Source organism: Micrococcus sp. SL257 (assembly GCF_026625585.1).
Classification (GTDB): Bacteria; Actinomycetota; Actinomycetes; order Actinomycetales; family Micrococcaceae; genus Micrococcus; species Micrococcus luteus.
Window position 1 is genome coordinate 2,295,023 of sequence record NZ_CP113053.1, and the last position, 19,840, is coordinate 2,314,862.

General features: G+C 69.9%; 20 protein-coding genes. 6 read left to right on the forward strand and 14 right to left on the reverse strand.

Translation table 11 applies throughout. The annotated features are described in order from the left end of the window. Window positions 1-45 precede the first annotated feature (45 nt). Window positions 46-621: a low molecular weight phosphatase family protein gene (locus OVA32_RS10640; protein WP_267714412.1), complete on the forward strand. Its 576-nt coding sequence runs from the start codon at window positions 46-48 to the stop codon at window positions 619-621. 43 nt (window positions 622-664) lie between these two features. Here OVA32_RS10640 and pth read toward each other — a convergent pair whose 3' ends face one another. From pth to OVA32_RS10655, 3 genes are all read right to left on the reverse strand, one after another. After that, entirely contained in the window at window positions 665-1,240 is a 576-nt protein-coding gene (gene pth, locus OVA32_RS10645) for an aminoacyl-tRNA hydrolase (protein WP_127435006.1), read from the reverse strand. Between the two features lie 7 nt (window positions 1,241-1,247). Beyond that, a complete protein-coding gene (locus tag OVA32_RS10650; RefSeq protein ID WP_267714415.1) occupies window positions 1,248-1,886 on the reverse strand; it encodes a 50S ribosomal protein L25/general stress protein Ctc in 639 nt (212 codons plus the stop codon). A 185-nt stretch (window positions 1,887-2,071) separates the two neighbouring features. After that, the gene (locus tag OVA32_RS10655; protein ID WP_267714417.1) at window positions 2,072-3,235 is read right to left on the reverse strand and encodes an O-antigen ligase family protein; all 1,164 of its coding nucleotides are present in this window, start codon (window positions 3,233-3,235) and stop codon (window positions 2,072-2,074) included. A gap of 315 nt (window positions 3,236-3,550) precedes the next feature. Between OVA32_RS10655 and OVA32_RS10660 the strand changes: the two genes are divergently transcribed. Continuing rightward, the gene (locus OVA32_RS10660) at window positions 3,551-4,948 is read left to right on the forward strand and encodes a polysaccharide biosynthesis tyrosine autokinase (protein ID WP_020626568.1); all 1,398 of its coding nucleotides are present in this window, start codon (window positions 3,551-3,553) and stop codon (window positions 4,946-4,948) included. Window positions 4,949-5,119: 171 nt separating this feature from the next. Here the strand turns inward: OVA32_RS10660 and OVA32_RS10665 are convergent, their stop codons facing one another. From OVA32_RS10665 to rfbB, 3 genes are all read right to left on the reverse strand, one after another. Then, window positions 5,120-5,878, reverse strand: a complete 759-nt coding sequence (locus OVA32_RS10665; RefSeq protein ID WP_267714419.1) for a hypothetical protein — start codon at window positions 5,876-5,878, stop codon at window positions 5,120-5,122. 70 nt (window positions 5,879-5,948) lie between these two features. Continuing rightward, on the reverse strand, window positions 5,949-7,382 hold the full coding sequence (locus OVA32_RS10670; protein WP_267714420.1) for a bifunctional dTDP-4-dehydrorhamnose 3,5-epimerase family protein/NAD(P)-dependent oxidoreductase: 1,434 nt from the start codon (window positions 7,380-7,382) through the stop codon (window positions 5,949-5,951). A gap of 13 nt (window positions 7,383-7,395) precedes the next feature. Beyond that, window positions 7,396-8,391 (reverse strand): dTDP-glucose 4,6-dehydratase, encoded by a 996-nt coding sequence (gene rfbB / locus OVA32_RS10675; RefSeq protein WP_101967319.1) that lies wholly within the window; start codon window positions 8,389-8,391, stop codon window positions 7,396-7,398. 168 nt (window positions 8,392-8,559) lie between these two features. Here rfbB and OVA32_RS10680 point away from each other — a divergent pair, with 168 nt between their 5' ends. Further along, window positions 8,560-9,321 carry a capsular polysaccharide synthesis protein gene (locus tag OVA32_RS10680; protein WP_158183574.1) on the forward strand — a complete coding sequence of 254 codons (762 nt, stop codon included), beginning with the start codon at window positions 8,560-8,562 and terminating at the stop codon, window positions 9,319-9,321. A 37-nt stretch (window positions 9,322-9,358) separates the two neighbouring features. Here OVA32_RS10680 and OVA32_RS10685 read toward each other — a convergent pair whose 3' ends face one another. Both OVA32_RS10685 and OVA32_RS10690 read right to left on the reverse strand, forming a co-directional pair. After that, window positions 9,359-10,225, reverse strand: a complete 867-nt coding sequence (locus tag OVA32_RS10685; RefSeq protein ID WP_158183573.1) for a capsular polysaccharide synthesis protein — start codon at window positions 10,223-10,225, stop codon at window positions 9,359-9,361. A gap of 36 nt (window positions 10,226-10,261) precedes the next feature. Next, window positions 10,262-11,161 (reverse strand): alpha-1,2-fucosyltransferase, encoded by a 900-nt coding sequence (locus tag OVA32_RS10690; RefSeq protein ID WP_267714429.1) that lies wholly within the window; start codon window positions 11,159-11,161, stop codon window positions 10,262-10,264. Between the two features lie 103 nt (window positions 11,162-11,264). On the opposite strand from OVA32_RS10690, the gene OVA32_RS10695 reads away from it, so the two are divergent. Next, window positions 11,265-12,254, forward strand: coding sequence for a glycosyltransferase family 1 protein (locus OVA32_RS10695; RefSeq protein WP_267714431.1), 990 nt, complete (start codon window positions 11,265-11,267; stop codon window positions 12,252-12,254). Between the two features lie 70 nt (window positions 12,255-12,324). Beyond that, window positions 12,325-13,263, forward strand: a complete 939-nt coding sequence (locus OVA32_RS10700) for a glycosyltransferase family 2 protein (protein ID WP_267714433.1) — start codon at window positions 12,325-12,327, stop codon at window positions 13,261-13,263. Between the two features lie 3 nt (window positions 13,264-13,266). On the opposite strand, the gene galE is transcribed toward OVA32_RS10700, so the two are convergent. Genes galE through OVA32_RS10725 form a run of 5 tightly spaced genes read right to left on the reverse strand, consistent with a single transcriptional unit; the run spans window position 13,267 to window position 17,777 of the window. After that, window positions 13,267-14,235, reverse strand: a complete 969-nt coding sequence (gene galE, locus OVA32_RS10705) for a UDP-glucose 4-epimerase GalE (RefSeq protein ID WP_170747896.1) — start codon at window positions 14,233-14,235, stop codon at window positions 13,267-13,269. Next, window positions 14,232-15,215, reverse strand: coding sequence for a glycosyltransferase family 2 protein (locus OVA32_RS10710; RefSeq protein WP_267714437.1), 984 nt, complete (start codon window positions 15,213-15,215; stop codon window positions 14,232-14,234). The genes galE and OVA32_RS10710 overlap by 4 nt, the downstream gene beginning before the upstream one ends. Next, on the reverse strand, window positions 15,212-15,724 hold the full coding sequence (locus OVA32_RS10715) for an acyltransferase (RefSeq protein WP_267714439.1): 513 nt from the start codon (window positions 15,722-15,724) through the stop codon (window positions 15,212-15,214). Before OVA32_RS10715 ends, OVA32_RS10710 begins: the two co-directional genes overlap by 4 nt. Next, entirely contained in the window at window positions 15,721-16,698 is a 978-nt protein-coding gene (locus OVA32_RS10720; RefSeq protein WP_267714441.1) for a glycosyltransferase, read from the reverse strand. Before OVA32_RS10720 ends, OVA32_RS10715 begins: the two co-directional genes overlap by 4 nt. Further along, a complete protein-coding gene (locus tag OVA32_RS10725; protein WP_267714443.1) occupies window positions 16,695-17,777 on the reverse strand; it encodes a glycosyltransferase in 1,083 nt (360 codons plus the stop codon). Before OVA32_RS10725 ends, OVA32_RS10720 begins: the two co-directional genes overlap by 4 nt. Window positions 17,778-17,990: 213 nt before the next feature. Here OVA32_RS10725 and rfbA point away from each other — a divergent pair, with 213 nt between their 5' ends. After that, window positions 17,991-18,860, forward strand: coding sequence for a glucose-1-phosphate thymidylyltransferase RfbA (gene rfbA / locus OVA32_RS10730; protein WP_095347406.1), 870 nt, complete (start codon window positions 17,991-17,993; stop codon window positions 18,858-18,860). Window positions 18,861-18,964: 104 nt separating this feature from the next. Here the strand turns inward: rfbA and OVA32_RS10735 are convergent, their stop codons facing one another. Beyond that, entirely contained in the window at window positions 18,965-19,828 is an 864-nt protein-coding gene (locus tag OVA32_RS10735; RefSeq protein ID WP_170747892.1) for a hypothetical protein, read from the reverse strand. Between the last annotated feature and the right edge of the window lie 12 nt (window positions 19,829-19,840).

Consider the following 19,840-nt stretch of genomic DNA (forward strand, 5'->3'; position numbering starts at 1 on the left):
CCGCCTGCCCGGCGGGGGCGCCGGGCCCTTCCCTCGCCGGACGCCGTGCTCATCGTGTGCACCGGCAACGTGTGCCGCTCGGCCTATGCGAGCCGGGCCCTGCAGGGCCGGCTGGCGGTCCTGGCCCCCGGCCGGGTGGAGGTCGGCAGCGTCGGCTCCCAGCCGAACCAGGCCCTGAGAGTGCCCCCGCCGCTCGTGCGGCTCGGCGCCGAGGCCGGTGTCGCCGGCCTCGCGGACCATCGGCCCGCCGCGTTGCAGCCGTTCATGGTCGCGGAGGCGGATCTCGTGTTGGCGGCGGCTCAGGAGCACATGCGCTTCGCGCTGCGGGAGGTGCCGCAGGCCGTCGCGCGGGTGTTCACCGTGCTGGAGCTCGCAGCGCTGGTCCGCATCTTGGACGCGCGGGACGGACGGGACTGGATCCCCGCGGGCCGAGGAGTGCGTGCCTTCGCGGCGGAGGCGGCCCACCACCGGGCCCTCGCACGGTCGACCACCCAGCCCCTCGACGTCGTGGACCCGTTCCGCGGACCGGTGGAGGGGTACGCGGAGATGATCCGGATCATGGATCCCGCGCTGGAGACCATCGCGGATGCCCTGGCCCGTGCCGTGACCCCGACCCCCTGAGCGTGGGGCTGCACCCCCGTCGAGGATGTCGCGGGGCGGGAGGTCAGTGGAACGCCTGCTGGGCGGCCTCGAGACCGTCCGTGACGAGCTTCTCCACGGCGTCCGCCGCGCGGTCCACGTGCAGCGGCAGGACGTCCTGCTCGGGCTTCGTGAAGGGGCGCAGCACGAAGTCGGCCACGTCCATGCGGCCCGGGGGCCGGCCGATGCCGACGCGCACGCGGGCGTAGTCCTTGGTGCCGAGCGAGGCGGTGATGGACTTCAGGCCGTTGTGGCCGCCCTCTCCCCCGCCGCGCTTGAGGCGCAGGGTGTCAAACGGGATGTCCAGCTCGTCATGGACCACCACGAGGTCCTCGGGGCCGATCCCGTAGAAGGACGCCAGCGCGGAGACGGGGCGTCCGGAGACGTTCATGTAGCCGGTGGACTTCGCGAGCACGACCCGCGGTCCCCCGATGCCGAGGCGACCCGTGGCCACCACGGCGCCGGCCCGGTGGCGGGTGAACCCGACCCCCATGCGGGAGGCGAGCTCATCCGCCACCATCTGGCCGACGTTGTGACGGGTGCGCTCGTACTCGGGCCCGGGATTGCCGAGCCCGACGATGAGCGTGGTCCCCGTCGTCACGGCGTGATCAGTCCTCGGAGCCCTCGGACTCGCCCTCGGCGGGCTCGCCCTCAGCGGACTCGGCGGCCTGCTCCTCCTGCACGGACTCGTCGCCGAGGTCCTGCTCGACGACCTCCGAGACGGTGGCGATGACGATGTCGTCCTCGAGCTGCAGGGTGGTGCCGGCGGGGACCTGCACGTCCGGGGCGTACACGTGGTCGCCGGCCTCGCGGCCCTCGACGGAGATGGTGACGGCCTCGGGCAGGTCGGTGGCGTCGGCCTCGACCGGCACGGTGACGTAGTCCAGCACGTAGTCGTTGCCGGGGGCGACCTCGCCCTCGACATGCACGGTGACCTCGACGATGACCTTCTCGCCGCGGCGGACCTCGATGAGGTCCAGGTGCTCCACGGTGTCCTTGATGGCGTGGCGCTGGATGTCCTTGGGCAGGACCAGGTGCTCCTCGCCGGCCTCGTTCACGACGGTGAGCAGGGCGTTGGGGTTGCGGACGGCCAGGGTGGTCTCCTGGGCCGGCAGCAGCAGGTGCACGGGATCCTGGCCGTGGCCGTAGACGACGGCGGGGATCAGACCGGCACGGCGGGCCTGGCGGGCGGCACCCTTGCCGAAGTCGGTGCGGCGGGTGACCTTGATCTTGAGCTGGTCAGACATGATGCGTCCTCCTGTGGGGGTCTCGGCCGCGCAGCCGGGGGCGGCGCGGGATGCGGCCAGGAGGGGGCTTCAGTGCCGCAGCGGGCCAGCATGCTGACACGCGGCGGCGGCCTCGTCGATCACGGAGCGTGCGCTCCCTCGCCTGGGCAACCTGGACAGGATAGCACCGGTGATGCTCGGCGCGTTCAGCGGCCCGCGCGTCGGGACCGCTCGATGATGCGGTCCCGCTTGCGGCGGTGGGCCCGGTCCTTCGCGGGCGCGCCCTGGGATTCCTCATTCTCCTGGGCACTCAGCAGCAGGCCGCAGCCGAGGACGACGGCACCGAAGATCGTGATGAACACCTCACCCAGCTGGAGGGAGGTCACCAGGATGATGAGGGCGGCGGCCTCGACGGCCACCCGCGACGGCGATCGGTGCGTCCGGGCGAAGGGCCGCAGGCACAGCCACAGGTAGGCGCCCACCACCACGATCAGGAACGGCCAGCCGCCCTCCACCAGCAGCCCCAGATAGGAGTTGTGGAAGAACATGGTCACGTTGTCCAGCTCCACGAAGGCCGTGGAGAGGCCCTGGCCGAAGAAGGACGTGTCCGCGACCTTCTCCGCGGACGCCTGCTGGATCTCGGCCCGGAACCAGTCCGTGCCCGTGCGGTCTCCGAAGATGCCGAGGTCGGCCAGGTTCTCCTCGGCCCAGCTGACGAACCAACCCATGACGACCCCCAGTGCGATACGCAGGACCCGCCCCAGGTAGGGGCTCACGAGGATCCACACGACCGCGCAGAGCAGACCGGCCATCGAGGTCCGCGAGCCGGTGAGGAACGTCAGGGCGGAGCCGGCGCCCAGCACGAGGAGCTTGGGGCCCATGCGCTGCATGGTGGCCACGAGCAGCACGGGCAGGAGCGCGTAGAAGAGGCCGGAGACGTTCTTGTCCCCCAAGAACCCGGTGAGGTAGCCGCCGTAGGTGTCCGGGGCCAGGCCCGCGTAGAAGAGGGGCACGTTGATCAGTGCGCCGGCCGTCATCCCGTAGAGGACGCCCTTGATGTCGATCCGCTCGCTGGCGATGGCGTAGATCAGCAGGATCAGGAGCGCGATCCTCGTGGCGCGACGCGTGGGGTCGAGGTCGTTGTGCACGGTCACCGCGACGAGATACGCCACCAGGGCCAGTGCGACGAGGGCCAGCACGCCGTAGTGGGAGAGGTCCCGGCGGGGCTGCCGGAATGAGGCGAGGAGCAGCAGAAGGATGGCGGAGAACTCCGCGAACGGGATCGGCAGGCCGGGAGCGGTGAACGCATCCATCACCAGGCCGATGGCCAGCACGGCCTCGAACAGCCGCGGTGAGGCCGGCGTGACCAAGGGGTTCCACGGGGAGCGGGTCCACGCGGCCTGACCGTCCGGGACGAGGCCGAGTGGGGCGTGACGCCTGGCAGGCCGGGCCTCGGGTGGCGCGACGGCCCCCATGGCGCGGGCAGCCGTCCGGTCACGGGGCGTGCTCGGGCGCATGGTGCGGAACCTTTCGTGGACGCCGGGCAATACTCGGCTCAGCGTAGCGCGGTGGCGGGCCTCGTCCTCGGGGCCTCAGAGCGCACGGTAGGTGTTGGTACCGTGGACCTGTGCGTTTCCTGGCCACAACGGCCCGCGCATCCCCGTCCATGACCCCCGAGGTGCTCCGTGACGATCGTCGACTTCTTCCGCCTCCTGCGCGCCAACCTCCTGCTGCTCCTGGCAGCAGCCCTTGTGGGGGGTCTGTTGGGTTGGGGCTACTCCGCACTGCAGCCCCGGATCTACGCATCCGAATCTCAGGGGTTCCTCGCCGCCCGGGCTGCAGATCAGAGCCTCATCACCAGCAACCTGCCCGCCGAGAGCCGGGCTCAGGCCTACGTCGCCCTGATCAACAGCGAGGCCGTGCGTGAACGCGTGGCACAGGACACGGGGCAGGACGGCGACGGCTCGCTCTCCGCGGTGCTCGTCCCCGAGTCCAGCATGATCAAGGTGACCGCCACCTCGACCGATCCCGAGACCGCCGCGCAGCTGGCGAACAGTGCACTGCAGGCGACGGCGGACGTGGCGGCGGACGTGGACAAGAACAGCCCGCTGGAGGTCGTGCCGCTGTCCGATGCCCGCGTGCCCTCTGCCCCCGTGAGCCCTGACACCCGGCGCAACGTCCTCTTGGGCGCGGTGGCCGGACTGGGTGCGGGACTCGCCATCGCCGTGCTCCGTCGTCTCCTGGACGTGAAGGTGCGCAGCCGCGCCGACGTGAAGGAGATCACCGGCGCCGGCGTCATCGGGGCCGTCCCGGAGAACGCGTCCCTGACCCGCACGGGCGAGGAGGCCGTGGACCTCGACCCCCGGGCCGGCGAGGCCATCCGGGCGCTGCGCACCAATCTCAAGTTCGTCTCCGTCGACGAGCCGCCCCGCGTCGTCTCGTTCACGAGCGCGGACCCCTCCGAGGGCAAGTCGACCGTCGCGTCGAACCTGGCCCGCGCCCTGGCCCTGGCCGGCGAACGGGTGCTCGTGGTGGACGCCGACCTGCGGCGGCCCCGGCAGCACGACCTCTTCCAGGTGGCGGGCGACGTGGGCCTTTCCGAGGTGCTGGCCGGTGAGGTGCAGCCGGACGACGCCCTCGCGGCCACCGGAATCCCGAACCTCACGCTGCTCCCCGCCGGCCGGACGCCCCCGAACCCGTCGGAGCTGCTGGGCTCGAAGCGCATGCGGGCCCTGCTGAAGCTGGCATCGGAGGACTTCTTCGTCATCGTCGACTCCCCGCCGCTGCTGCCCGTCACGGACGGCTCCCTCCTGGCCACGGCCGTGGACGGGACTGTGCTCGTGGTGCGTCAGGGACGGACCCGCAAGGACCACCTGGAGGCGGCTGTGGAGAATCTCGCCGCAGTGGACGCGCATCTGCTGGGCGTCGTCATGAACGGCGTCGCGCGCTCCCAGCGCGGCGGCGGCTACTCCTACGGCTACGGGTACGAGAGCACGTACCACAAGTCCCATGACAAGTACCTGCAGGGAACCGGCAAGGGCGGAAAGAAGTCCCGTCGGGCCGCACGGGCGAAGAAGGGCTGACGCCAGTCCCCTCCACACGCTGGGGCCCCGCACCTTCCGGTGCGGGGCCCCACTACGTCTGTGCGAGCCGGCCAGTGCTGGCTGCGGCCCCGTCGATCACGGAGCGCGCGCTCCCTCGCCTGGGCAACCCCGACAGGACACCACCCGCACGACGGGGGCGGGTGGCCCGGTTCAGCTGCTCAGCTGCTGCAGATTTGCTGTGGCTTCGGCGTCCGGCGTGACCGCCATGCGCCCCTGAGCGCCGGGAACGTAGGGTCCGCTCGGCCCGTTGCGGCGTTCGAAGCTGAGTGTCATCGGCTGCTGCGGCCCGGTGGGCCCGTCCGGGTCCACGACGATCTCCCGGTATGTCCAGTAGTCCAGGGGCAGGCAACGGCTATTCTCCCACATGGAGAAGTTGACGGCCTTCACATGGAAGGTCTCGAGGTAGAGCCGCCCGTCACTACGGACGTCCGCCGGGTTGATGGTGCCGGTGTACGTCCAGGTGTAGGGGGTGTACACGAAACCGTCAGCCTTGGTCTGCGCGGCACCCCGCACGGGGCCTGACCACTTCGTCGAATGCCCGGTGGCCGCCTGCCAGGTGATCGGGTTCTGGGTCGCAGTATGAGTGCCACGCACCCAGTAGACGAGCTTGGCGCCGCTGTAGCTGGCGTCCTTGGAGACGTCGTAGAGGTAGAGCCCGAAGGGCGCACCGTCGGGAGTGGTGCCCGGGTTGGACGGCGCCGAGTTCACCTCGAGAGAATAGCGGCAACCGCCATGATTAGTTGGCGAGTTCAGCACCCAGCCGTTGATGCCGGGATCCTTGCGCAGCGAAACGGCGAAGGACGGCGCCGCCGAGACCATGGCCACGGCGGGGACAGACCAGGCCAGACCGGTGGCGACGGCGCGCCGGCTCGGGCCTGACGCGGGGGTGGAAGCGGAGCGAGCAGTCATGAGGGGCCTTTCGGGGCGAGATGTATGCCAGATGTATTTTCTCTGAGCAGACGCGATGTCCGCAAGAGTATCAGCGTGTGCCACCCGCCGTTTCTGACAGGTACGTCCGCAGGCGTTCGCGCTGGTCCGGGGCGGTGTAGCCGACGGCGGCCAGGGGCCCGAGGTCGAGGGCGCTGTTGGTCGGCCGCGGTGCCACGCCCTCCTTGCCGGCCAGGTACGCCGCGGTGGTGGTGGCGGAGACGCGGGCGGCGTCGTGGCCGGTGTCCTCGAAGACCCACCGGGCGACGTCGTGCCAGGTGACCACGTCGCCGCTGTTGGTCATGTGGAACGTGCCCGTGGGCGCATCCGTGGTGACCAGGTGCAGCAGGGCGTCGGCGAGGTCGTCGGCGAAGGTGAGGCGGCCGTGCTGGTCGGCGACGACGGCCGGGTCGATCCCGCGCTCGGCGAGGGAGGCCATGGTGGCCACGAAGTTCTTCCCCTCCCCGATCACCCAGGAGGTGCGGACGATCCAGTGCCGCGGCACGGTGCGCACCGCGGCCTCGCCGGCGGCCTTCGACTGGCCGTAGACGCCCAGCGGCGCAAGCGGGTGGTCCACCGGGTGCTCCTGCCCCACGGGGAGGGCGCCGTCGAACACGTAGTCGGTCGAGACGTGGGCCAGGGGGACGCCGGCCTCGGTGCAGCGGCGGGCGAGCTCGGCGACGGCGGTCGCATTGACGGCCCAGGCCTGGGCCCGGCCCTCGGGCGTCTCAGCGGCGTCCACCGCGGTCATGGCGGACGCGTTGACCACGGCGCGCAGGCCGCGGAAGTGCTCCCGCGGCCAGGACACCGGATCGGTCATGTCCCAGGTGTCCCGGCCATGGGCCTCGACCGGGATCCCCGCGGCCTCGGCGCGGGCCACCAGGGCGCGGCCGAGCTGGCCGCCGGCGCCGAGCACGAGGATCGGGGCGGGCGGCATGGGGGTGACGTCCGCGAGCATGGGGTGGGCGCGGTCCTTGTCCGAGAGCTCGGCGTCCTCGAGCGGGATGGGCCAGGTGATGGCCGCCGTCGGGTCCGCGAGGTTGAGGAACGTGTACTGGCCCTGCGCGTCGGCGGACCAGTGGTCGTTCACCAGGTAGGTGTAGGCCGTGTCCGGCTCGAGCGTCTGATACGAGTTGCCCACCCCGCGCGGCACGAAGACGGCCTTGTCCGGGCCGAGCTCCACGGTGGCGACGGCGCCGAAGGACGGTCCCTCGCGCAGGTCCACCCAGGCGCCGAAGATCCGGCCGTGGGCGACGGCCACGTACTTGTCCCAGGGTTCGGCATGGATGCCGCGGGTGGTGCCGACGGCGTCGTTGAAGGAGATGTTGTTCTGCACCGGGGCGAGCGAGGCCAGGCTGGGGTGCCCGGCGGCGAGGGCGCGGATCTTCTCCCGCTGCCAGTTCTCCTTGAACCAGCCGCGGTTGTCCCCGTGGACGTCAAGGTCGAGGACGAGCAGGCCGGGGATGGCGGTCTCGGTGATGCGCATCAGCGGTGCCTCCTCACTGACCCTGGGCGCGGTACGTGGCCTCGACGGCGGCCTTGGCCGGACGCCACCAGGCCTCGTTCTCGCGGTACCAGCGGACCGTGTCCGCCAGACCGGCGCGGATGTCCGTGAACTGCGGCTCCCAGCCGAGCTCGGTGCGCAGGGCGGTGTTGTCGATCGCGTAGCGCAGGTCGTGGCCGGGGCGGTCGGCCACGAGGTCGTAGTCGTCCGCGGGGCGGTCGAAGAGCTCGAGGAGGATCTCCACGATCTCCCTGTTGTTCCTCTCCCCGTCCGAGCCGATCAGGTACGTGCGGCCGATCTCGCCGCGCTCAAGGATGCGCAGCACGGCCGAGGAGTGGTCCTCCGTGTGGATCCAGTCCCGGACGTTGACGCCCTGGCCGTAGAGGCGGGGGCGGACGCCGTCGATCAGGTTGGTGATCTGGCGCGGGATGAACTTCTCGATGTGCTGGTACGGGCCGTAGTTGTTGGAGCAGTTGCTCAGCGTGGCCTGCACGCCGAAGGAGCGGACCCACGCGCGCACCAGGTGGTCCGAGCCGGCCTTCGAGGCCGAGTAGGGGCTGGAGGGGTTGTACGGGGTGGACTCGGTGAACTTCGCCGGATCGTCCAGCTCGAGGTCGCCGTAGACCTCGTCCGTGGACACGTGGTGGAACCGCTTGCCGTGCTTGCGCACCGCCTCCAGGAGGACGAAGGTTCCGACGATGTTCGTCTGGATGAACGGCGAGGGATCGTTCAGCGAATTGTCGTTGTGGGACTCCGCCGCGTAGTGCACGACGGCGTCCGACTCGGCGACCAGGCGGTCCACCAGGGCCGCGTCGCAGATGTCCCCGACCTCGAGAGTGACGCGGTCCTCCGGCAGGCCGGCGAGGTTCTCCCGGTTGCCAGCGTAGGTCAGCTTGTCCAGGACGACGACGTCGTGCCCGGTCTCGCGGACGACGTGGTGGACGAAGTTCGATCCGATGAACCCGGCGCCGCCGGTGACGAGGAGGTGCATGGGTCCAGGGTAGCGGGGACCCAGATGGAGGGGCGCTTGCACAGTGGACGGGCCGACCGATGATACAACCATGTCATGGTGATAAATCATGTCCTCGACTTTGCGCGTAGCACCAAACATCGCATCTGGGTCAGCGAGAAAGTCGCGGCACGTTGGGCAAAGGCGACAATGGAGGCCATAACAGCCCGAGTTCAGCCATTTCAATTCGACCCCTTGCGGTATCCTTCCCAGAGGTTTCTTCGATTTAACGAACCTGTTGAAGAAATTCTCGAGACGCCGCGGTGCATCTTCGCGCTCTGGACGGGCGAAAATACCATGCCAAAAATTCGATCTGCGAACCTCCAGAAGATCAGAGAGCAGGCCGGCGTCACTGTCCATCTCGTAACCCCAGACAACCTGTCCGACTGGGTAATGGAAGACCATCCGATCCACCCGGCCTACGAATACCTCTCCCTTACCCACCGGTCTGATTACCTCCGTGCTTACCTACTGCACCATCACGGGGGCGGATACACAGACATAAAGTCACCGCGGGGATCCTGGGACGTATACTTTGAAAATCTCAATAAAGACCCCGAGGCGTGGCTCCTCGGGTACCCCGAGGACTCCAAGGGCCGCATTCCACCGTACGGGGGCGCCCTAGAGAAGGACCTTCATCGACACTTCGCATCCGTCATGGGCACGATGGCCATGATCACCCGGCCGCGATCACCACTGACTTCGGAATGGTTCTCCGAGCTGGAGCGTCGACTAGATTACTTCCTTCCACTTCTAGAACGAGCACCCGGAGGAGTGCGGGATGAAGTGGCGCATTATCCAGTGGGTTGGACCCAGCTACTCGCAGACATCCTGTATCCGCTTTCCCTCAAGTACTCATCACACATCCGGCTCCATGAGAATTTCACGCCGCCGGACGAGCCCTACCGCTAAAACGTTGTCGTCCTAAATGGAACGACAAGTGACCGCATCAGCGATGTCCCCAGAGTTGAGGCTTGACCGACGGGTCGATGCGCACGTGGTCAAGGTAGCGCAGGCAGAGCGGTTCGAGGACCTGTGAGCCGATCCGTGTCCAGGGCACGGGATACCCCGGACTATCACCGAACTCATCGCCCGGGGCCTGCTGCAATAGTGACGAGTAATAGTCCAGGCGGCGCTCGACCTCTCCGATCCAGGCTTGAGTCAACGGCGTGTTGGCACGGGCGATAAGGCCGGAAATATGGATCAGACGCGAGAAATTCTCTCGCACCTCACGCCCTAGTCGCCCTTCGAACCACGCGGATTCGGATGATCGAGGGATACGGAACCCAACCACCCATGCGTCGGGATCTTCTGCGATACGCCTGAACCCTGGGCACCATGACGTCGGGTGCTTCTTGAGATCAGAATATCCGCCCCCGTGGTGATGAAGCAGGTACGCTCGCAGGTAGTCGGACCGGTGAACATACGACAACCTCTGGTAGCTGCGGTGTAGAGGATGTTCGTCAAGGACGTAGGAGTGCAGATTCGCCGGCGTCACGATACGGACGTCCACGTCCGGAGTGGCGCGGCGGATCGAGTCGAGGGCCGCCTTCCGATTCGGCGACATCTCGTTGTCTCCAGTCCACACGCACCAGATGACGCGGGGGACCTCCGCCTGAGGCGGGCCGACGGGGTCCGGAGTGTCCAGACTGACGAAATCCAGCGGGTAGTGGCCCGCATCAAAGACGTACGGCCAGAGCGCGGTGGCGCCGCGATAGCCCACGTCCTTGACCTCTCCTGCCGCGAACTTCGCCTTCTTCAACGCCACAAATCCGGCATGCTTCACCTGTCGAGCGGCATGGAGAACGCCTGCCATCTGTCATCTCCTCCGTACGGGTGGACCCCAGGACCTTCAGGGTACCCGGCCGCCGACGATTCTCCTGAGGTCCGGGGCCGCCTCCGGGCACGAGGTCATGAATTCGTCCTCCGGGACAGCTCGCCACTCCGGCAGCAGGAGCGGCGACTCCCCGCGTGCGTAGAGACGGTTGAAATGCAGGGGTGCCTGGACGGAGCGGGCGCGTTCCTCCGGCGGCAGGGAGCTCGCAAGGTAGCCGCCCCAGTAGGAGAACGTCGAGTTCGCCAGGACCAGGTGCCGACCGCCGGCGAGCTGCGCCAGGTCATTGAACATGTCGTGTTCGCCCGGAATCGTCCCCACGTCCCCCCAGGCCGAGAGGAAGCCGAGGTTCTCGCGGCACCAGCCGACATCATCGGAGACGAGAATGATTCGACCTACCTCGTCTCGAGGAATCCTCGCCACAGCGGCGCGGACGTAGCCGGGGATGTCGAACCCGTAGTTGGCCCGGTGCACCGGATCGGAGTAGTAGTCACCCCGGCGCACGTTCACGACGACGGCCCCGCGGTCTACCTGCTTCAGACGCGCCTGAAATCCGTTGCTCGTCAACAACCTCTCGCGCGTGAAGTCCAGGAGGTCACGAAAGAACCAGTCCTGGTAAGTCTGCTGGCCCCACTCGACCGTGCGCTCTTGCCGGAAGGACACATCGTCTTCCCGCACCGTGAGATCCCTGAGGGCGGGGAACTCTGTCAACCACGGCTCCATCTTGGGCTTGTAGCGCACCAGCCACGGACGTCCCGTTTCCCGGCGGCGCGCCCAGGCCGTGGCCCACAGGTAGAGGAAATTGCCACCGTTCATCGGCTCTGCCCCCCAGATCACTGGAGGGTCGGCGCGGCGCACCGTGGCCAGCACGCCGGCAGCAATGTCTCGGGGCGTCCTCATCCTCATCAGGCTTCGCATGGGTGGCCTCCTCAATTCCGCCGCCACAACAGACGTACTCGACCTCAGCGTACTGGCGAGGACCTCGCCCCCGACTGGATCGCGCGACGCCTAGGCTGGCCGTATGACCATCGACGTCCTCTACGTCCGTCCCGGCGGCAGCGGCTGGGGTCCCGTCGACGTCCTCGCGCGCCTGGCCGCCCGCCTGCTCGACGGCCGACTGGTCGAGGTCGAGGACCGCGGCGCCGCCTCGTGGGCCCAGCGCGCGTCCGTGCTCCTGCCGCGCGGCCGGCGGGCCCGCGGGCGCCGCCTCCTGGTGCTCGCCGGCAACCCCGCCGCCCTCGCCCTGGCCGCGCGCCGGGACCTGTGGTGGCCCGGGCACGAGTCCACGGCGGCCTGGATCGTCGACTCATTCTGGACCGACCGGATCGCCGGGATCGCCCGGCACCGGCCCCACTTCGACCGACTGTTCGTGACGGACCCGGACCTCGTCGATGAGTGGAGCTCACTGACCGGCCGCCCCGTGGACGCGCTGCCGTGGGGTTCGGACACCCTCGCCGTCGCCGCCGACGACGGCCCCCGCCCGGTCGACCTGCTGCGCCTGGGCCGCCAGCCGGAAGCCTGGGACGACGACGCCCGCACCGCCCGCGAGGCGCAGGACCGCGGCCTCGTGTTCCAGGGCCGGCCGCCGTCGTCGCCGGATCCGCTGCAGAACCAGGAGGCCGTCCGCACCGCGCTGGCGCAGGCGCGCCTCGTCCTCGCGTTCTCCAACCTCGTCAGCCCTGCGCCGTACACGCACCCGACCCGCGACTACCTCACGGGCCGGTGGACGGACGCCCTCGCGGCGGGATGCCGTGTGGCCGGCGTCGCCCCGCGGTCCGCGGCCACGCTCCTGTGGCCGGAGGCCACGCTCGAGGTCTCGCCCGACTCCCGCGCCGACGCCTGGCCCGTGCTCGCGGAGGCCGCCGCCGCCTGGACGCCGGAGCGGGCCGCCGAGCAGCGGCGCCGGGCCCGCCGGGAGCTGGACTGGCGGCTGCGCCTGCAGCGGCTCTGCACCGCGATGGGTTGGCCCCTCCCCCCGGCCCTCGACGCGGAGCTGGCCGCCCTGGGCTGAACGCCGCACCCGTCTGACCCTCCGACCCGCCCTGAGACCGACCTCCCCGCCGCACCCGACAGGAGACCCGATGCCCTCCCCCCTCGACCTCGCCCGCCAGGCCAAGCACCGCCTGTTCCTCCTTCGCCGGGCCCGGGAGGTGGTCCGCCAGGCGGCCGCCGTCCGCGGATCGGAGCGGTTCGCCCGCGAGTACGCCCTCGCCTCGGCTGGGTTCGACCTGCCGGAGCTGCCGGCGATGTCCGGCCCGTGCGCCGTCGCGATGGTCCGCGACGAGGCGGACGTGATCGAGCGCTCCGTGCGCCACCTCGCGGCCCAGGGGATCCCGCACATCGTCGTCGTGGACAACGGGTCGAAGGACGCGACGCCGGACATCCTGCGCCGACTGGCCGGGGAGATCCCGGGGCTCGTCGTCGGCGCGGACCGGGAGCCGGCCTACGTGCAGTCCGCCAAGATGACCCGGCTGGCCGACCTGGCCTCCGCCGCCGGCGCCACGTGGGTGGTCCCGTTCGATGCGGACGAGCTCTGGTTCGGCACCGAGGGCACGCTCGCCGAGGCCCTGGCCGCCGCCGACGCACCCGTGCTGCGCGCCGTCATGCACAACGCGTTCCCGGCGGCGGACGGTTCCGGCCCGTTGCTGGACACCACCGCACACTTCAACGTCAAGGTCGCGTTCCGCCCGCGCCCCGGGGCCGTCGTCGAGATGGGCAACCACGAGGTCCTGCGGCCGGGCGTCCGCGCGGAGGGCCTGCGCATCCTGCACCTGCCGTGGCGCTCCTTCGAGCAGTTCGCCCGCAAGAGCCGCACCGGCGCGCAGGCGATCGCGCTCGCCGACACCCCCGAGGACAAGGCGTACCACTGGCGCCGGCTCGGGGCCCTCGACGACGACGCCCTGCGCGCCGCGTGGGAGGCCCTCCTGGCCGGTCAGCCGCTCACGGACGCGGCCTGGTACCCGCGCGGGACGCTGCGCCCACTGCGCTCGGACGCCCCGACCCGCTGGGACGAAGTCTGAGCCTCAGCGCGTCTCGGGCGGCCGCCGGGCCTCCCACGCGGAGCGGACCATGTCCTCGACCGTGTGGCGGTTCTCCCACCCGAGATCGCGCGCCGCGAGGGAGCCGTCCGCCACGATGCGCGCGGGGTCCCCGGGACGGCGCGGCTCCACGACCGGGTCGACGTCGCGCCCGGTGACCCGGCCGACGGCCTCCATGATCTGCCGGACCGAGGTGCCCGCCCCGGAGCCGAGGTTGTAGACCGGGGCCAGGGCCCGGCCCTCCGCGAGCGCCCGGGCGGCGGCCACATGGGCCCGGGCGACGTCGGCCACATGGACGTAGTCCCGGACGCACGTGCCGTCCGGCGTGGGGTGGTCGGCGCCGAACAGGCGCGGGCGCTCGCCGCGGTCCAGGGCGCGGAACACGAGGGGGAAGAGGTTGTGGGGGCTCGTGTCGGACAGCGCCGGATCCGCGGAGCCGACCACGTTGAAGTAGCGCAGGCTCGTGTGCCGGAGCCCCGTGGCCCGGCCCTGGTCCGCGAGCAACCACTCCCCGATCAGCTTGCTCTCCCCGTAGGGGGACTCCGGGGCGGTCGCCGTCGCCTCCGTGACGCGCTCCACGTCCGGGGTGCCGTACACGGCCGCCGAGGAGGAGAAGACGATGGCGGGGACCTCGGCCCGCTCCATCGCCTCGAGCACGCCCAGGGTGCCGCGCACGTTCACGCGGTAGGTGTGCAGCGGCTCGCGGACGGACTCGCCCGCGAACTTGTACCCGGCCACGTGCACAACGCCGGCGGCGCCCACGCGCGTCAGGAACGCCGCCACCTGCCCGACGTCGCCGACGTCGGCCCGGAGCAGGGGCACGTCGGCGGGCACGAAGTCCACGAACCCGGTCGAGAGGTCATCGACGACGGCCACGTCCATGCCCGCCCCCTGCAGGGCGCGCACCACGTGGGCGCCGATGTACCCGGCCCCTCCGGTCACCACCCAGGTCATGCGGTGCCCCGGCCGCGCCCCCGACGGAGCAGCCGTGTCCTCCGGTCCGGCAGTCCCCGGCGGTATCGCACCATCCCCTCGAGGGCGCCGACATGAGCACCCACACGGGCGGACCAGGCGAGCTGTGCCCCCTCGTCACGCCGCGATGCCGGGAAGGCGGCCGCGCCTCGCACCACATCCAAAGCGGACCCTTTCAGACTGGGCCCTTGCATCGGGCTGTCACGATAGCGGGTCCGCAGGTAGATGCGACCGCACTGCTGGATGCGCTGCTGCCGGAACAGACTTCGCAGTTCGGACTTGAGCCGATAGTGGACGACCGCCTGGGGCACACTCACCACCCGCATCCCGGACTGCTGGGCCCGCCAAGCGAAGTCCGTCTCCTCCGTGCCACCCGGATACGCGGCGTCCATCCCCCCGAGGGCGAGGTACGCCGATCGGTGGATCGCGAAGTTGCCCCCGGCCACTGTCGGAAGATGGCCAGCGAACCCGCCGGGGTTCTCTTTCACCGCCGTCGGGCGGGCGAGCTCGTCGACCTCGGGGTCCGGTCCGATCTGATAGGCGGCGAGGACCTCGGGCGAGTTGAAGCGCCCGTGGTGGAGGACACCGGTGGCGATTCGAGAGGGATCGTCCGCGACGGCGTCTGTGAGGGATCGCACCCACGCGGGGCCCACAAGGTCATCAGCGTCGCAGAAGAGCAGGATCCTCCCCCGCGCTGCCCGAGCCGCCATGTTGCGCCCGTGGGAAGCGCTCGACGGCCCCGAGGCGTCGACAACCCGCACGGTGAAGGCGTGCGCGCCGGCCAGCGCTGCCTGCGGTGTGCCGTCAGTGCTGCCGTTGTCGGCGATGACGACCTCGAAGGGCGGGGCGTCCACCTGGTCGTCCAGGGCGGCGAGCTGTTCGGGGATCCACTGAGCGGCGTCCTTGGCAGGAATGAGGACGCTGACGAGCGGCTCGGCGGGATGTTCGGCCACCGCGGTCATGCCGCGCCTGCCTCGTCCAGGTCCCGGATGCGGCGGGCCGGCACGCCGGCGTAGAGGCCGTTCGGGGTGCAGTCCTTCGTCACAACGGCGCCAGCGGCGACGATACACCCGGCACCCACGGTGAGCCCGGGCAGGATGATCGCCCCCGCGCCAATCCATGTGCCGTCCCCGATGACCACGGGTTCAGGCCCGCCGTCACCGGCCCGGAGCTCGGGCCCGCCGAGGGAGTGCTTGGCCGTGATGATCATGGCGCGCAGGCCCACATACACGTTGCGTCCCAGGGTGACCGGCCCGTTGTCGATGTACACCTCCCGGTTGAGGTAGACGCCCTCCCCCAGGGTCAGGAGCGTCGGGTCCAGGATGCGGACATTCGCGGAGATCCAGACTCCCTGCGGGGCCCGCAGCCCGAACCGGTCCAGCAGAGCGGGCCGAAGCCGGTTGGGCACCAGCTCGGAACGAGAGAACAGCAGCGCGGCCCGCCGCACGATGGCGCTCCCGGGAAGCTTCATGCGCGCGTCTCCTCCATCTCCGGGCCAGCGTCCAGGCCAACGCCGACTGAGGCCGGCTCCACCGCGCCGGGGAACCGGGTCTGCAGACGGCCGACCGCATGGCCGACCGCAGTGTTCGCCCGGATCCACGCACCGGCCCAGTCCGGGGTCTTCCGGCCAAGCACCATGAGGGTAGCGCTGCCCACGGCGCGAGGCAGCTCTCGCCACGGACTGGGAAGGTGCGACCGGGAGCGCAGGCCGTAGCGCGCGGCTACAAGGGCGTGGGATCGGGCGGAGCGGCGGGCGAGACGGGCTCGGAGCCTCACGTCCCATTTGCCGCGGTAGGCGATGCGCACCGTCGGTGCACTGTCCACGGTCAGGCCGGCCAGCTGGGCCCGGACTCCCAGGTCGTTGTCCTCGTAGACCGTGCCCAGTGACACGTCGAAGCCCCCGACGCGCTCGTATGCCGCCCGCGTCATGCCGAAGTCACAGCCCATGACTACGGGGAAGGCGTTCGTCAGGTCACCCGGCTCGACCCCCGTCCACTCGTCCACATCGCCCAGGGCCGCTCGGATCCCGGCGAGGTCCTGGGCCATCTGCTCATCGGTCATCAGCACGGCCCCGCCGGACCAGAGATCGGACGATTCGAAGGCCTGCGCCCCGTTGCGCACCCACCAACGGGAGACCACGTCGTCCGCGTCGGCGAACAGAAGCAGGTCCGCTCGCGCGCGGGCGACGCCGACGTTCCGTGCGTACCCGGGTCCCTGGTGTTCGGCGGCACGGATCAGGCGCAGCGGAACGGGGAACGCGGGTGTGCGGTCCCGCACCAGAGCTGCGGTGCCGTCCGTGGAGTTGTTGTCCACCACCAGCACCTCGTAGGCCGGGGCACCGTCCTGATCAGCCAGGGAGTCGAGCTGGAGACCGAGCACCCGTTCCGCGTTGAAGGCGGGGATGATGACGGAGACGACGGGCCTCCGCTGACCGGCCGCACTCACGCCGACTCCTCCTCGAGGGCGACGGACCGGAAGAACGCGGCACGGCGCTCCATGAGGTCTTCGAAGGGTTCGGATCCCACGAGGGCAAGCCCCGCCTTCCGGGCGGCGTCCACTTCATCGGGGTGCTTGAGCAGGTGGGTCAGCCGGTCGTAGAGCGCGTCCGTATCCCCCCGGCGAACAGCCCAGCCGACCCCGTGCTCCTTGACGAGGGGGGTGAGGGTCTCGTTGTGGAAGCCGAGCACCGGTGCCCCAGAGCCCAGAGACTCGCTGTAGGTGCACGAGGGGTCGCCCTGCAGGTGGGGCAGCATCATCACGTCGATCTCGTTCTGAACGTCCGCGACCCACTCGGTGCGGAAGTCGCGGAACCCTCGGAAACGGACCGTGGGCGGGGCCGCGGCGCGGAGCTCCTGCTCCAGGGGCCCTCGCCCGAAGATGGAGAACGTGACCGGCAGGCCCGTGTGGTAGGCCCGGCGAGCCACCTCCACCACGAACTGGGGACCTTTGACGGCTTCATGCCGCCCGGAGAACCCCACGTGCAGGGGCCGTTTTCCGTCCCAGGCCGGGACACGAGCCGCCGCCGCCACATCAGCGCGGTGCAACCGGTGGTCACGATAGGACATCGACCGGCGGGCGAGCCGCGCGTAGGTCCGCGTCGCTGCCGGCCCGTTACACTCCACCCCGGCGGCCCGCCGCACCATGGAGCGGAATCGGAGTTCGGTGCGCGCCAGTCCGAGCGCCATGCGAGGAAGGACCCGCGCGGGCGCCTCCGCTCGGTGGATGTCCAGCCGAGTCCGGTAGGTGAGCTCCGTCGTCAGGATCGCGGGAGCGCCGATGTCGAGGATGGGTGCCGACGTGGGGACGAGCAGGCCTGTCACGAGGTCGAGGGGGTGGTCCCGCAGGTCGGCCAGGTCCGGCCGGACCTCCACGACCCTGAACGGCAGATCCGACGGCGGCCTCAGGTACCCGGTGCGGGGACGTTCCGCCAGTTCGGTCAGGCCCGGGGAAAAGACGAGGAACTCTCCGTTCCAGAGCCTGCCCATGGCGTCGAGCGCCTCGAAGGCACGCGTCTCTAAGGCCAAGTCCCCGCCGTGTCTCGCGAGGGGATACGGGAGCACCGAGCCCATCCGCAGGGCCTGGGACGACGACGACCCTTCGTTCATGAGACTCCTGTCCGCGTCAGGGGGCATTCAGCCCAAACTCGCAGACGTCCCACAGCGCGGACGTCCTTCGTGGGCGAGTCTAGCCATCGCCGGGGCCCTAACGGGGGGCAGAGGCCCCGTAGACTCAGCCCCATGAAGGGCATCATCCTCGCCGGCGGCACGGGCTCCCGGCTGCACCCGATCACCCATGCCATCTCGAAGCAGCTCGTGCCCGTCTACGACAAGCCGATGATCTACTACCCGCTGTCCACGCTCATCCTGGCCGGAATCAGCGACATTCTGGTGATCACCACCCCGCACGACGCGGAACAGTTCCAGCGGCTCCTGGGCGACGGCTCCCAGTTCGGGATCTCGCTCAGCTACGTCCAGCAGCCCTCCCCCGACGGCCTGGCACAGGCGTTCATCCTGGGAGAGGACCACATCGGCGACGAGCATGTCGCGCTCGTCTTGGGGGACAACATCTTCTACGGCCCCGGCATGGGCCAGCAGCTGCGCCGTCACGCCCAGGTCGACGGTGCCACCGTGTTCGGCTACTGGGTGGTGGACCCCAGCGCCTACGGCGTGGTGGAGTTCGACGACGCCGGCAAGGCCATCTCACTGGAGGAGAAGCCCGAGGAGCCCAAGAGCAACTATGCGGTGCCCGGGCTGTACTTCTACGACAACGACGTCGTCGAGATCGCGAAGGGCCTCAAGCCCTCGGCGCGCGGCGAGCTCGAGATCACCGACGTGAACCGCACCTACCTGGAACGCGGCAGCCTCAACGTGGAGGTCCTTCCCCGGGGCACCGCATGGCTGGACACCGGCACGTTCCACGACCTGAACGACGCGTCCAACTTCATCCGCACCATCGAGTCCCGTCAGGGCCTCAAAGTCGGCGCGCCCGAGGAGGTCGCCTGGCGCCAGGGCCTGCTCACCGACGACGAACTGCGCGAGCGCGCCGAGCCGCTCGTGAAGTCGGGGTACGGACGGTACCTCCTGGAGCTGCTGGAGTCCGGGCGGTGAGCGTGGCCGAGTCCACCCTGGCGGCCGCCCGATCTGCCCTTCCGTGACAAGGAGGGTCAGAGGAACTCAGGGGATTCAGCGCGAGAGTCGGCCGGTCACTGCGATCAGCGGTGCCCCCACAGTTGGGGCTTGAGCCGCGGATCGATCCGGATGTGCTCGCGATACTTCAGGGTGAGGGGTTCGAACACCTGCGACCCGATGCGCGTCCAGGGCACCGGATACCCAGGATTGTCTCCGTAGACGTTGCCCGGCGCTTGGGCCAGCAGCGAACCGTAGTAGTCGAGCCGGCGCTCCACCTCGGCCAGCCACTCCGACGTCAGCGGGCTTCCCGGTCGGACGATCTTGCCGCTGAATCCGAGGAGGAGACTGAAGTTCTTGCGGACATCCCGTCCGAGCGGGCCGTGGAAGTACGCCGCTTCGGAGGACCGTGGCACGCGATATCCGGTGACCCACGCGTCCACGTCCTCCTGCATCTCCTCGATGAGCGGTGCCCACGCGTGGTGGTGCTTCTTGATGCCCGTGAACGCGCCGCCGTGATGGTGCATCAGATATGCGTGGAGGTAATCCGAGCGATGGACATCCGACAGGTGCTCATAGGACGGATGGAGCGGGTGACCGTTCACCACCACCTCGTGCAAGGTATCGGGAGTGACCAGCCGGACGTCCAGATCGTGCTGGACCTCGCGGATGGACCGCAGGCAGGCGGCGCGATTGAAGGACATGGCATTCGTTCCTGACCAGACGCACCACACCACACGGGGAATCGGCCGGTCGGACTTCCAGGACGTGTTGCGACCCGTGAGGGCCGTGAAGTCCAGCTCATATCGGGCGGCGTCGTAGCGGGCAGGGGACACCGTCGAGTTCATCCGGTAGATGAGGTCCCGCCCCTCCGTCACCACATGTGCTCCGTGCTTCTGCGCCAGCCAGAGACGGTGCTTGAGCCGACGAGCGGAGTGGAGAAGGTCCATGCGTCCTGCCTT